Annotated in this window: 13 protein-coding genes; all 13 read left to right on the forward strand. The window is 52.6% G+C overall.

Annotated features, from left to right (window positions below):
* Nucleotides 1-584: 584 nt before the first annotated feature.
* Nucleotides 585-1,280: a DUF1080 domain-containing protein gene (locus tag FBQ85_16605; protein MDL1876767.1), complete on the forward strand. Its 696-nt coding sequence runs from the start codon at nucleotides 585-587 to the stop codon at nucleotides 1,278-1,280.
* Nucleotides 1,281-1,399: 119 nt separating this feature from the next.
* Nucleotides 1,400-2,143 carry a methyltransferase gene (locus FBQ85_16610; protein ID MDL1876768.1) on the forward strand — a complete coding sequence of 248 codons (744 nt, stop codon included), beginning with the start codon at nucleotides 1,400-1,402 and terminating at the stop codon, nucleotides 2,141-2,143.
* Nucleotides 2,144-2,161: 18 nt separating this feature from the next.
* A complete protein-coding gene (locus FBQ85_16615) occupies nucleotides 2,162-3,025 on the forward strand; it encodes a sugar phosphate isomerase/epimerase (GenBank protein MDL1876769.1) in 864 nt (287 codons plus the stop codon).
* Nucleotides 3,026-3,065: 40 nt separating this feature from the next.
* Complete coding sequence (locus FBQ85_16620) at nucleotides 3,066-3,947, forward strand: formylglycine-generating enzyme family protein (protein MDL1876770.1); 882 nt, start codon at nucleotides 3,066-3,068, stop codon at nucleotides 3,945-3,947.
* A 423-nt stretch (nucleotides 3,948-4,370) separates the two neighbouring features.
* Nucleotides 4,371-4,784 carry a DUF1801 domain-containing protein gene (locus tag FBQ85_16625; protein ID MDL1876771.1) on the forward strand — a complete coding sequence of 138 codons (414 nt, stop codon included), beginning with the start codon at nucleotides 4,371-4,373 and terminating at the stop codon, nucleotides 4,782-4,784.
* Between the two features lie 69 nt (nucleotides 4,785-4,853).
* The gene (locus FBQ85_16630; protein ID MDL1876772.1) at nucleotides 4,854-6,140 is read left to right on the forward strand and encodes an alpha-L-fucosidase; all 1,287 of its coding nucleotides are present in this window, start codon (nucleotides 4,854-4,856) and stop codon (nucleotides 6,138-6,140) included.
* Nucleotides 6,141-6,404: 264 nt separating this feature from the next.
* Nucleotides 6,405-7,685: a Gfo/Idh/MocA family oxidoreductase gene (locus FBQ85_16635; GenBank protein ID MDL1876773.1), complete on the forward strand. Its 1,281-nt coding sequence runs from the start codon at nucleotides 6,405-6,407 to the stop codon at nucleotides 7,683-7,685.
* A gap of 99 nt (nucleotides 7,686-7,784) precedes the next feature.
* Nucleotides 7,785-8,720 (forward strand): TIM barrel protein, encoded by a 936-nt coding sequence (locus FBQ85_16640; GenBank protein MDL1876774.1) that lies wholly within the window; start codon nucleotides 7,785-7,787, stop codon nucleotides 8,718-8,720.
* Between the two features lie 134 nt (nucleotides 8,721-8,854).
* Nucleotides 8,855-9,088, forward strand: a complete 234-nt coding sequence (locus tag FBQ85_16645) for a DUF433 domain-containing protein (protein MDL1876775.1) — start codon at nucleotides 8,855-8,857, stop codon at nucleotides 9,086-9,088.
* Nucleotide 9,089: 1 nt separating this feature from the next.
* Nucleotides 9,090-9,431, forward strand: a complete 342-nt coding sequence (locus tag FBQ85_16650; protein MDL1876776.1) for a hypothetical protein — start codon at nucleotides 9,090-9,092, stop codon at nucleotides 9,429-9,431.
* 55 nt (nucleotides 9,432-9,486) lie between these two features.
* The gene (locus FBQ85_16655; protein MDL1876777.1) at nucleotides 9,487-10,659 is read left to right on the forward strand and encodes a Gfo/Idh/MocA family oxidoreductase; all 1,173 of its coding nucleotides are present in this window, start codon (nucleotides 9,487-9,489) and stop codon (nucleotides 10,657-10,659) included.
* Between the two features lie 35 nt (nucleotides 10,660-10,694).
* Nucleotides 10,695-11,027: a YnfA family protein gene (locus FBQ85_16660; protein ID MDL1876778.1), complete on the forward strand. Its 333-nt coding sequence runs from the start codon at nucleotides 10,695-10,697 to the stop codon at nucleotides 11,025-11,027.
* 260 nt (nucleotides 11,028-11,287) lie between these two features.
* Complete coding sequence (locus FBQ85_16665) at nucleotides 11,288-12,700, forward strand: Gfo/Idh/MocA family oxidoreductase (protein MDL1876779.1); 1,413 nt, start codon at nucleotides 11,288-11,290, stop codon at nucleotides 12,698-12,700.
* Nucleotides 12,701-12,937 lie beyond the last annotated feature (237 nt).

Genomic DNA, 12,937 nt, shown 5'->3' on the forward strand with positions numbered 1-12,937 from the left:
CAGGTCCTAAGGCCTGGCACAATCAAGCTGCTTTCGCGATTGTCACACGCGATAGGGCAACTCTCGGCGCACGAGCACACTGTTACTTTGAAAAATCTATCCATCCTTGCACTGTCATCCAGAAGGGAGCTTGTGAAGTTGCAGGCATAATGCCGAATACTTCACAAGATTCGGGTGAATGACATTTCGAAGGAGCCACTCCTACAAATTAAGGTAACAGCGTACGCGTCGGCTTCGTCAAGGCAGGAAAACAGATCGCCGCAGAAGAAACGTTAGCCTCCTCGCGCTTCAGCAAGCAAGGCTACGTTCAAAAGTTGCGCGCAAGATAATCAAAAATGATCCAGATTTCAACTTCTTTTCAAAATTTGTAACGATTCAGCTCTTTCACCGCCTGGGCGCTCACGTTTTAGAAGATTTGTTTTTGCAAATTTGATTTCGCTGGCAGCACGAGCTGCCCGGGCGGTACTGAATAGTTGTCAAAATTTTAAACTATTCGTTTGCATTTTTAGGAATGATGTATTATCTATTGCCCGTTCAAAATGATGCGGCAGCATCTTCGTTTCCCACCTGTTGAAGGGAGTATGATGAAGCACCAGATCCTCCTGCTTGGACTTTCGTGCCTGCTGCTCGGTTGTGGCGCCGGCACGATTCCCACCCTTTCTCTTGAAGAACAAAACGCCGGTTGGAAAATGTTGTTTGATGGCAAAACCTTTAACGGCTGGCGCGGCTACAAAATGGCAAGCACACCGGCAGCTTGGAAAATTACCAAAAACGGCGAACTGCACTTCAGCAAAAAAGGCGCGGGCGGCGATCTGATGACCGTCGAGCAGTTCAGTGATTTTGAATTGCAGCTCGAATGGAAAATTTCCCAAGGCGGCAACAGCGGCATTTTCTTTTGGGTGAGTGAAGATAAAAACTATGCCTGGGAAACCGGCCCGGAAATGCAGGTGCTGGACAATGCCAAACACAAAGACGGCCTCGAACGCAAAACTTCGGCAGGCTCCAACTACGCGCTGCACGCGCCGGCGCAAGAAGTGACGCGGCCCGCTGGTGAGTACAACAGTGTTCGCCTCATTGCAAAAGGCACACACATCGAACATTGGCTCAACGGCGTCAAAATCGTGGAATATGAAATCGGCAGCCCGGAATGGGAAGCGTTGGTGGCCGCCAGCAAGTTTCGCGAGATGCCGCAATACGGCCGCAATCGCACAGGCCATATCGTGCTGCAAGATCACGGCGACAAGGTGTGGTATCGGAATGTGAGGATTCGGAGGTTGTGAGGAAAACGAATTATAAATTGAAATTGTTCTCGATCGTTTGAAAGCCCTTCGCGCGCCTCATGCTTTAAATAATTTTGACGTGAAAAACCAAACTACTTTTTTGCAAACTGAGATATGAAATGAACAATCCTTCTCCCGCCACCTTCGAATACAAAGACAAAAACTTCGGCGACACGGAAGGCGTTGTGGTCAAAACCAGCCCTGAAGTTTTTTATCCCACCAGCACAACCAACTTGTTGCTGGCAGCCGTGCGTAAATCCGCAAGCCCGAATGTGGCTTCGGCGCTGGATTTGGGTTGCGGCTCCGGCATTGTGGCCGTGGCGTTGGCCAAAGTCGTATTGCCGCAGGCTAAAATTCATGCTTCGGACATCGGCCCGGCGGCAGTGGAGTTGACCAAGCGCAATGCCGCCGAGCATGCGCTTGCCATCGATTGCCGCTGCGGCAGTATGTTCGAGCCCTGGGCCGGCATGAAATTCGATCTCATCGTGGATGATGTCGCGGGCATTGCCGAACCGATTGCACGGCGCTCGCAATGGTATCCCCCTCACATTCACAGCGATGCGGGCGAAGACGGCACACGCTGGATCGCAGAAATCTTATCACACGCGCCTGCGCATCTCACACCGCAGGGACAAATCTTTTTTCCGGCTCTCACCCTTTCCAACGAAACAAAAATTTTGGAAATTGCGCACCAACATTTTGCAAAAGTCGAATTGATCACGGAGCAATGGTATCCGTTGAGCAATGATTTGGCGGCGCACATGGATTTGATCGAAGACATGATGGCGCGCGGCCTGGTGGAAATCAAAAAGAAGGGCAGCCGCTGGGTGTGGGCGACAAAGATTTATTGCGCCGGCAATTGAGAACTCGAGTATGATTATATGAAAAAAGGATGGCGAGCTATGATCAATCGCAGAGACTTTCTTAAAACCTCCGCGAGTGCGGCATTCGGTGGATTCCTCATGAACAACTTGCAGGCACGCGCGGCCATGGCAGGCACAAAATCGCTGGGCAAAATCGGTGTGCAGCTTTACACGGTGCGGGATTTGATGAAACAAGATTTCGCCGGCACGCTGAAAAAGGTTGCCACGGTCGGTTACCAAGAAGTGGAATTCGCCGGATATTTTGACAATAAGCCCGAAGACGTCAAAAAACTGCTGGACGATCTCGGCTTGACGGCTCCGGCGGTGCATGTCGGGATCGATCTTCTGCGCGATAAACTTGACACGACGCTGGAAACGGCGAAGATCATCGGCCACAAGTATATCGTTTGCCCGTGGCTGGCGCCGCCTGATCGCGCGCTGGAGAAATACAAAGAACATGCGGCCTTGTTCAACAAAGTCGGCGAGGCCTGCCAGAAGGCCGGCTTTCAGTTTGCCTACCACAACCATGATTTCGAATTTGAAGCGCAGGACGGCAAAATTCCCTACGATCTCTTGCTTGCCGAAACCGATCCCAAACTGGTGCAAATGGAATTGGATCTTTTCTGGATTCGCAAAGGCGGGCAAGATCCACTTGCCTATTTCGAAAAACATCCGGGACGCTTTCCGCTCTGCCATGTAAAGGACATGACGGAAGATGAAAAAATGGTCGAAGTCGGCGCGGGTAAAATTGATTTTGCGCAGATTTTTTCGCACAGCAAACACGCCGGGTTGAAACATTATTTCGTCGAGCACGACAATCCCGGGGACGCCTTGCAAAGCATCACCGCGAGCTATCAGCATTTGAAGAAGCTGAAATTTTGAATGGCTTTTTGCAGGCACCCAAACAGCCCCACGCGCAACGATGAATCACTACAGATTCAGCTTACGACACGGACATGCGGCAGGCTTCGTCACCGGCTGCTTGCTCAATCTTTTCCTGCCCAACCTCTTCGCGCAAAACATTCCGGCGGCAGCAAGCCAACTAGAGCCGGCAAAACCCGGAGCGCTGTCGCCCTTTGTCGAAACCATTCCCGGCACTGCGGTGAAATTCGAAATGATCCCCCTCCCTGCTGGCGCGGTTACGCTCACGCATCTTGAAGCCAACAACGGCAACACGGCAATCGCCATTAAACCGATTTGGATCGGCAAAACCGAGGTGACGTGGGATGAATACGACGCCTACGCTTTGCGGCCCATCAAAGACGCGAGTTCAAAAATCGGAGAACTTGACGCCATCGCCCAACCGAGCAAGCCTTACGGCGCGCCGGATCGCGGCTTTGGGCACAAAGGCTATGCCGCGTTGAGCATAACGTTTCACGCGGCGCAGGAATATTGCCGCTGGCTTTCAGCGAAAACCGGCAAAAAATACCGCCTGCCAACTGAGGCGGAATGGGAATACGCTTGCCGCGCCGGCGCAACCGGAAAACTATCAAAAGATAGATTAGAACAGCAAGCCTGGTTTTGGGATAATGCTGAAGGTAAGACGCATCCGGTTGCCACGAAGCAATCAAACGCCTGGGGCTTGCACGACATGCTGGGCAATGCGGCGGAATGGGTGGTGGGAATTGACGGCAAGCCGCTGGTTGCCGGTGGCTCATTCAAAAGCAAAGCGGATTTGCTCGATTACAGCCTGCGCGCCAAGCAGGCGCCGTTTTGGAATATGACGGATCCGCAAATGCCGAAAAGCAAATGGTGGCTTTCAGATGCAACGTTTGTGGGATTTCGTGTAGTGTGCGAGCCGTGAACGCGGCCCGAGAAGCATCCTTCATTAGATGTTCAGGAGCTTGGAAGAAAGCGAAAGCCCCGAAAGGGGCGGCTTGTGAAAGCTTGGGGCAACGCCCCAAGATCGGATTCAATCCATAATCCGAGCGCCAACGGCGCGACATAGAATGGGTCTAAATCGCATACGTGATTTCATTTCGCCCTCGTAGGGCTACAAACGCGGACGAATTCTTGTTTCCCAGGGCGTTGCCCTTTGCTATCACATTTGTCCCCGCTGGGGACTGGTGCTTTTTCATTAGCTTGACATTGATGCCACGAGAGGGCGAGGCTACGATTCCTGCACACACATTTGAATAACGCTGTAATTTATCAATTCGAGTTCATTCGCGATTTGAAATCACCAATTGCAGCTTGATTATTCGACGAACCGGCGGAAGAAATCAACATGTACGAACTTAAAACGAAACTAAATGACGGCAGCGTGACAGCCTTCTTGAACAGCATCCCGGATGAGCAGAAACGCCGGGACAGCCTGGTCATCATCAAGCTCATGCAAGAAGCCACCAAAATGAAGCCCAAGATGTGGGGCAGCAGCATCATCGGTTTCGGCAGCTATCACTACACCTATGCCAGCGGCCACGAGGGCGATATGTGCCTGATTGGCTTCTCGCCCCGCAAGCAATACCTGGCGCTCTACCTGTGGGATTCGCCGCCCAATGCCGACCTCTTGAAAAAACTCGGCAAACACAAAACCAGTAAAGCGTGTTTGTATATCAACCGGCTGGCCGACATCCACCTTCCCGCACTCAAGAAACTGATTCAAGTATGCTACAAGCAAACGGTCAAAACCAAAACTTAGGCCCGGCTTATGTTCGCGATTTCAACGAAAAGAGTTTTTCGTTATCGTTGCCCTTTGTTGGCGGCGGCTATGCTTGCTTTGTTTTTTTCGATGACGCCGGCGCGGGCGCAAACGCCTTACCAACCTACGCCCGAAAATCTCGCCTCGCGGCGCTGGTTTCAAGACGCCAAATTCGGCTTGTTCATTCATTGGGGCGTGTACAGTGTGCTGGGCGAAGGCGAATGGGTGATGAACAACAAGAAGATTCCGGTCAGTCAATATGAAAAGCTGCCGCCGCAATTCAATCCCACCGCGTTCGATGCTGCGCAATGGGTGGCACTCGCCAAAGCCGCGGGCATGAAATACATCACCATCACCAGCAAGCATCACGACGGCTTTGCGATGTACGATTCCAAAATCACGGATTGGGATATTGCCGATCGCACACCTTACAAGAAAGACGTGCTGAAAATGCTGGCCGATGAATGCCGCAAGCAGGACGTCAAGCTTTTCTTCTATCACTCCCAGCTCGATTGGCGCCATCCGGACTATTATCCCCGCGGCGGAACCGGCCTGGCCTCCGGACGCCCCGACAGCGGTGATTGGTATCGCTATCTCGATTTCATGGATGGCCAGCTCAAAGAACTGCTCACCAACTACGGTGAGATCGGCGGCATTTGGTTCGACGGCATGTGGGACAAGAAAACTGCGGATTGGCGCTTGGACCGCTCCTACAAGTTGATTCACGATCTGCAACCGCAAGCATTGGTCGGCTCGAATCATCATCTCGCGCCGTTTGCCGGTGAAGATTTTCAGATGTTCGAAAAAGATTTGCCCGGCCAGAAGACCACGGGTTTTAATGAAGAACAGGAAATCGGCAATCTGCCGCTCGAAACCTGTGAAACGATGAACAACTCCTGGGGCTACAATAAAAACGACACAAAATTCAAAAGCACACGGGCGTTGATTCAATACCTCGTGCGGGCCGCCGGCAACAATGCCAATTTTTTGTTGAATGTCGGTCCCATGCCGAACGGCGAGATTCAGCCGGAGTTTGTCGAGCGCTTGCGGGAAATGGGAAAATGGCTGGAGAAATACGGCGAAGCGATTTACGCCACACGCGGCGGGCCGATCACACCGCGGCCCTGGGGCGTGACCACGCGCAAAGGCAGCAAAATTTATCTTCACATTCTCGATTGGCCGGACGAAACCCTGGCATTGCCGCGTTTGCCGCAGAAGATCAAAAGCACGCGCTTTTTAAAAGACGGCAGCCCAGCGCAAACCTTCGAGCATGAAACCGGTTTGCTTTTGCGCATTCCAGCACAGGTCGTCGATGAGTATGATACGATCGTGGAGCTTGAGTTGGCGGAGGATTGAAAAAAGGATTGAGCCACGGATTAATACAGATGAACACGGATGCAAAGCGGTGTAGCAGGTGAGTTCAATCGCCTTCTAACTTGATTATCCGTGAAAATCTGTGCGCATCCGTGGCTTGAAAAGCGTTGGCTGTAACTTCGTTTTGTGAGGCAGTCAAGAATTACGATATTTTGACAAGAGCTTCTGAGATTAACACCGTTGCGCCGTGAGAAAGAATATTTTCAAACAATCTAATCAGCGGAGATTGCAATGGCAAACAATTCGATCCTGCAAAACGCCGGTGCTCCATTCACGCGCCGCGACTTCATCAAAACCACGGCTGCTGCTGCTGCCGGCTTGATGGCCTCAGGCAATTTTGCTTTTGGCTATGCCGCGGGTGAAACCATTCGCGTCGGATTGATCGGCTGCGGCGGCCGCGGCACCGGCGCAGCCAAAGATTGTGTGGAATCTTCGCCGGGCATTGATATCGTGGCGTTGGGCGATCTCTTTCCTGATCGTGTGAGCCAATGCAAAGAACAACTGCGCAACGCCCTCGGCGAACACTACAAAGTCAACGATGAACATTGCTTCACCGGCTTTGAGGCTTATAAAAACGTGCTTGCTAGCGAGATTGATATGGTGATTCTTGCCACCCCGCCCGGCTTTCGTCCCATGCATCTCGAAGCCGCAATTGCAGCGGGCAAGCATGTGTTCATGGAAAAGCCGGTGGCCGTCGATCCCGTGGGTGTGCGCTCGGTGTTTGCCTCTTCGGACCTGGCCAAGCAAAAAAATCTCGGCATCGTTGCGGGCACGCAGCGCCGCCACCAGCTTGCTTATCTCGACGCGATGAAGCGCATTCACGCCGGCGCCATCGGCGAGATTGTGGCCGCACAGGTTTATTGGAATCAAGGCGGGTTGTGGATGCATCCGCGCCAGCCGGGCTGGACCGACATGGAATGGCAAGCGCGCAATTGGCTTTATTTTACCTGGCTCTCCGGCGATCATATCGTCGAGCAGCACATTCACAACATCGACGTTGCGAATTGGGCATTGCAAGCGCATCCGGTCAAGGCCATGGGCATAGGCGGCCGTCAGGTTCGCGTCGATCCGGGATACGGCCACATCTTCGATCATTTCGCCATCGAGTTCGAATATCCCAACGGCGCGCGGGTGATGAGCATGTGCCGGCAAATCGACGGCACGACTTCAAACGTGAGCGAGCATCTCATCGGCACGAAAGGCACCTCCGATCCTTCGGCGTGGATCAAAAGCGCGAAGCCCTGGCGTTTCGACGTGGAAGCGCCGCCCAATCCTTACGTGCAAGAACATACCGACTTGATCGCCAGCATTCGCAAAGGCCAGCCGCTCAACGAAGGGCGGCAAGTGGCGGAGAGCACGCTGTCCGCGATCATGGGACGCGAAGCGGCTTACACCGGGCAAGCGATCACCTGGGATGAAATTTTGAATGCCGAGCTTGATATCACGCCGAAGAGTTTTGCTTTCGGAACGATGCCGGTAGCGCCGGTTGCCGTGCCGGGCGTGACGAAATTGGTGCGGACTACGTGATCAACGGCGAAGTCAGGCTTGGGCATGAGGCTTTCTAAAAATTCAGAAGCTTATAAGCCCAAGCCTGAGTTCGCCCATTAATCAATTTGGAGTATGCGAATGAAACGACGCGACTTTATGAAATCCGGCTTCGCCGCGAGCGTTGCGGCTCTGGCAACTTCGAATACTGTGCTTGCACAAGCGGGATCGCCGCCTCAGTCCGCAAAACATAAATTCAAAAACAAATATGCCCCGCATTTCGGCATGTTCAAGCATCATGCCGGTGAAGATTTGATCGATCAGATAAAATTCATGGCTGATCAGGGTTTCACCGCGTTCGAAGACAATGAGATGCGCAAACGCCCGAAAGACGTGCAGGAAAAAATTGCTGCAGAACTCACGCGCCAAGGCATGACCATGGGCGTGTTTGTGGCGAACAGCAATGGCTTCGGCCAGCCCAGCTTCAGCAGCGGCGACAGCGCGATGCGCGAACAATTTCTCAGCGATTGTCGCGACTCGGTCGACGTGGCCAAGCGCGTCAATGCCAAATGGATGACGGTGGTGATGGGCGATCTCTATCACAAGCTGGAAATGGATTATCAAACCGCCAATGCGATTGAAAGCCTGAGACGCGCGGCAGAAATTTTTGAGCCGCATGGCTTGATCATGGTGCTGGAGCCGCTCAATCCCTATCGCGATCACCCCAACATGTTTTTGTCGAAGATTCCACAAGCCTACATGATTTGCAAGGCCGTGGCCAGCCCCGCGTGCAAGATTCTCTTTGATATTTATCATCAACAAATCACCGAGGGCAATTTGATTCCGAATATGGATCTGGCGTGGGATGAAATTGCCTACTTCCAAATCGGCGACAATCCCGGGCGCAAAGAACCGACCACCGGTGAGATCAACTATCGCAACGTGTTCAAGCATATTCATGAAAAAGGCTTCACAGGCGTGCTGGGTATGGAGCATGGCAATTCGAGGCCGGGCAAGGAAGGCGAATTGGCGGTGATTGAAGCTTACAAAACGTGTGATGATTTTCTGAAAGCGTGAGCGTCGACGTTCTTGTGAAGAATTAGGGCTTGCATCATGACTCATCTATGTTTAATTTGAGCGCGCCTGATGAGATGGGGCAATATTCTGAGATCACACACTTTTGATGGGTCAAGCTCATGAAGAACGATATTCTGAGTTTTCTCGACGGCAAAATCACGATAAACCCGGAGATTTGCAACGGCAAGCCGACGATCAGAGGAACCCGGATCACGGTTCAGACGATCCTGGAGTTTCTCAGCGCGGGAGATAGCCACGAGGAAATTCTGCGTCAATATCCTTCATTGACTTCCGAAGATATCAAAGCCTGCTTGGCCTTTGCAACAATGCTGATGAGCCACAATTACGTCGTTAAAATGACGGCCTGATATGGCGAAATACCTCATCGATGCTCACCTGCCATATTATTTCTCATTATGGTCAGGCAAGGACTATGCGCATGTTCTCGATCTCGGTGAAAAGTGGACCGACAAGGAAATATGGGAATATGCGCGCGCCAACAACCTGACCATAGTAACCAAAGACGCGGACTTTTCCGATCGCGCTCTTCTTGCCCACCCCCCACCACGCGTCATCCATCTGAAATTCGGAAACATGAAAATGAATGAGTTTTACCAAACGATTGCCAAAATGTGGAAGGATATCTGCCAATTAAGTGAGGAATACAAACTCATTCATGTTTTTCGAGACCGAGTTGAATGTATTGATTGAGTGCTGGCAACAATTGCAAATTGTGAATTGCTAATTGTAAACTTGAGGAGATGCAATGTCGCTTCAACGCAAACTGCGCTACGGCATGGTCGGCGGCGGGCCGGGCGCCTTCATCGGCGCGGTGCATCGTAAAGCCGCAGCGCTCGATGGTGAAATGGAGTTGGTTGCCGGCGCATTTTCAGCCTCGCCGGAGAAATCGCGCCAGCAAGGCGCGGAACTTTTCTTGGATCCCAATCGCGTTTACGGCTCTTTTCAGGAAATGGCAGAGAAAGAAAGCCATCTGCCCGAAGGCGACCGCATTGATTTCGTATCGATTGTCACGCCCAATCACAATCATTTCGAAATTGCCAGAACCTTCATCACCGCCGGATTTCACGTGGTTTGCGACAAGCCCATGACCACGACCCTGGCCGACGCCGAGGAGTTATGCCGCTTGGTCAAAAAACATAACGTCATCTTTGCGCTTACGCACAATTACACCGGCTATCCCATGGTCAAGCAAGCGCGCACGCTGGTACAACAAGGCGCGCTGGGAACCATTCGCAAAATCGTTGTCGAGTATCCGCAAGGCTGGCTCTCGACTTTTCTTGAAAACGAGGGCGCAAAACAAGCGGTGTGGCGCACGGATCCTGCGCAAGCCGGCGTGGCCGGCTGCTTTGGCGACATCGGCTCGCATGCGGAAAATCTTGCGCATTACATCACCGGATTGGAGATCGAAGAAATCTGCGCGGATTTGACCACGTTCGTGCCCGGCCGTAAACTTGACGATGACGCCAACACTCTGGTGCATTACGAAGGCGGCGCACGCGGCATCATGTACGCGTCACAAATCTCAATCGGCGAAGAAAACGGGTTGCGCATTCGCGTGTACGGCACGCAGGCAGCTTTGGAATGGCGCCAGGAAGATCCCAACTACCTGCACGTTCGCTTTGGAGACAAGCCGGAGCAAATCTATAAGCATGGCAACAGCTATCTCGCGCCGATTGCGGTGCACAACTCCCGCCTGCCGTTCGGGCATCCGGAAGCCTTCATTGAGGCGTTTGCCAACATTTATCGCAACGCGGGCCGCACGATTGCCGCGAAAATTGCGGGCGAGAAGCCGGGCGAGTTCGATACCGATTTCCCCACCGTCCAAGACGGCGCGCGCGGTGTGCATTTCATTCATGCGGTAGTAAAAAGCAGCAAGCAACGCGGCTGGCTGAAGGCGCGTTATACGCAAACAGAATGAAGCGGAATTTCTGATCCTGCCAATTGGTGAAATGTATGTTTGAGATAAAAACTATAGGCCTATTCATTCTTACCGCCATCGCGGAGATTATTGGGTGTTATCTTCCCTATCTTTGGCTGCGTGAAGGCAAGTCGGTTTGGTTGTTGGCGCCGGCGGCTGTCAGCTTGGCTTTGTTTGCGTGGCTGCTTTCGCTTCACCCGACAGCCGCAGGCAGGGTATATGCAGCTTATGGCGGTGTGTATATTTCAGCAGCAATCGCCTGGTTGTGGGTTGTTAATGGCATAAAACCGACGACGTGGGATATTGTCGGTTCTGTTGTTGCGTTGATCGGCATGGCAATTATTATGTTTTCACCCAGGCCGTCTTGAATTTTTTCGAATACCGTTTGCGCATAAGGCTTCTTCCCAGCGCCGCCCGAGGAGCTTCAGATTTCAGCTTGCCTGAAACCTGGCATAGCTCTCTAACCCGAATCGGAATCAAAATTTTCGGACGCAAATCAAAGCAGATTCACTCAGATCTTTATCTGCGTGATCTGTTGAATCCGTGCCCAACATATTTGCCTTAAAATCAAAAATTCACTTTCAATAGACTGAATTTCGAATGACTCAAACCGAGGAGGCAACCTGTCATGCAAGATCAACCTGAAAAATCTCCCTCTCAAAAAACAACGCTCTCACGCCGCGAATTTCTGGGAACCTCGGCGCTCGCGGCTGCCGCTTTCACCATTGTGCCGCGTCACGTGTTGGGCGGACCGGGTTACGTCGCGCCCAGCGACAAGCTCAACATTGCCTGCGTCGGCGTGGGCGGCAAGGGCCGCAGCGACATCGCAAGCTGCGGCACGGAAAACATCGTCGCACTCTGTGATGTTGATGACGAACATATCGTGGAAACCATCAAGAACGCGCATGCCGATACCGGCAATGCAGCTTACGCCGAGATGCTGGGCCGCGCCACGCGCTATCGCGATTTTCGCGTCATGCTCAAAACCGAACCGGGCATCGACGCCGTTACCGTCAGCACGCCTGATCATACTCATGCCGTGATCGCGCTGGCTGCCATGCGGGCGGGCAAACATGTGTTCGTGCAAAAACCGTTGACGCACACCATTCACGAAGCGCGTCTGCTGGCGAAAACCGCAAAAGAAATGAAACTCGTCACGCAAATGGGCAATCAAGGCCATGCCAGCGAAGAAGCGCGTTTGATCAATGAATGGATTGCCGCAGGCGCCATCGGCGACGTTACCGAGGTGCATTGCTGGACGAATCGCCCGGTTTGGCCGCAAGGCGTCAAGCGCCCGATCGAGATTCCCTCGGTGCCCTCAACGCTGGCTTGGGATTTGTGGATCGGCCCGGCGCCGTTCCGGCCGTATCATCCCGCCTTGTCACATTTTGTCTGGCGCGGCTGGTGTGACTTCGGCACCGGCGCGTTGGGCGACATGGGCGCGCATATTTTCGACCATCCCTATTGGGCTTTGAATCTCGGCTATCCCGAAACCGTACAGGCCAGCTCGACTCAATTCAACGGCGAAAGTTTTCCCGTGGCTTCAACCGTGCGCTATCATTTTGCGGCGCGCGGCAAAATGCCGGCGGTGGATCTCACCTGGTACGATGGCGGTATTATGCCGAAACGTCCCGAAGAGCTTGAAGAGGGCCGCATCATGGGCGACCGGGACGGCGGCGTGTTGTACGTCGGCACGAAAGGCAAACTCATGCACGGCTGCTACGGCAAGAGTCCGCGCCTGATTCCCGAGGCGAAAATGAAGGCTTTCAAATTTCCGCCGAAGACGATTGCGCGCTCGCCCGGCATTCACGAGGAATGGATCGCCGCCATCAAAAGCGGTAACGGCGCGCAAACCACGTCGAATTTCGAGTACGCCGCAAAATTGACGGAAACCATGCTGCTCGGCAACATTGCCATTCGCATGGCGCCTAAAAATACGATTCTGCGTTATGATGGCGAAAAAATGGGGTTTCCCAATTTGCCGGATGCCGATCAATATTTGACCAAGGAATATCGTCCGGGATGGAGTTTGGAAGCTTAAGCTCGCCCTTTAAAAAAGCTTGCCCACGCGGACAAGCCGCAACCAAAAAGAAAAGCTCCAGCAGATAAGAGAACCCAAATGATGTGGGAGGCTTTATCAGGTGGGTTTTTCAATCAGTTGGAAATTTTTTTGCAAAGTCACTGCTGTCCGGTTAAAACTAGAAAGCCACCAAAGCAACTACGATTTTGACTAATATTTATAGGGTCAAGATGCGATTCTATGCTTTGGCATAATTCT

The organism is Cytophagia bacterium CHB2 (genome assembly GCA_030263535.1).
Lineage (GTDB): Bacteria > Zhuqueibacterota > Zhuqueibacteria > Zhuqueibacterales > Zhuqueibacteraceae > Coneutiohabitans.

Bases quoted from the DNA above. Each gene is read 5' to 3' on its own strand.
- FBQ85_16665 (MDL1876779.1), top strand. From the start codon at position 11,288: ATGCAAGATCAACCTGAAAAATCTCCCTCTCAAAAAACAACGCTCTCA.
- FBQ85_16610 (MDL1876768.1), top strand. From the start codon at position 1,400: ATGAACAATCCTTCTCCCGCCACCTTCGAATACAAAGACAAAAACTTC.
- FBQ85_16655 (MDL1876777.1), top strand. From the start codon at position 9,487: ATGTCGCTTCAACGCAAACTGCGCTACGGCATGGTCGGCGGCGGGCCG.
- FBQ85_16625 (MDL1876771.1), top strand. From the start codon at position 4,371: ATGTACGAACTTAAAACGAAACTAAATGACGGCAGCGTGACAGCCTTC.
- FBQ85_16605 (MDL1876767.1), top strand. From the start codon at position 585: ATGAAGCACCAGATCCTCCTGCTTGGACTTTCGTGCCTGCTGCTCGGT.
- FBQ85_16640 (MDL1876774.1), top strand. From the start codon at position 7,785: ATGAAACGACGCGACTTTATGAAATCCGGCTTCGCCGCGAGCGTTGCG.
- FBQ85_16615 (MDL1876769.1), top strand. From the start codon at position 2,162: ATGAAAAAAGGATGGCGAGCTATGATCAATCGCAGAGACTTTCTTAAA.
- FBQ85_16660 (MDL1876778.1), top strand. From the start codon at position 10,695: ATGTTTGAGATAAAAACTATAGGCCTATTCATTCTTACCGCCATCGCG.
- FBQ85_16650 (MDL1876776.1), top strand. From the start codon at position 9,090: ATGGCGAAATACCTCATCGATGCTCACCTGCCATATTATTTCTCATTA.
- FBQ85_16630 (MDL1876772.1), top strand. From the start codon at position 4,854: ATGCTTGCTTTGTTTTTTTCGATGACGCCGGCGCGGGCGCAAACGCCT.
- FBQ85_16620 (MDL1876770.1), top strand. From the start codon at position 3,066: ATGAATCACTACAGATTCAGCTTACGACACGGACATGCGGCAGGCTTC.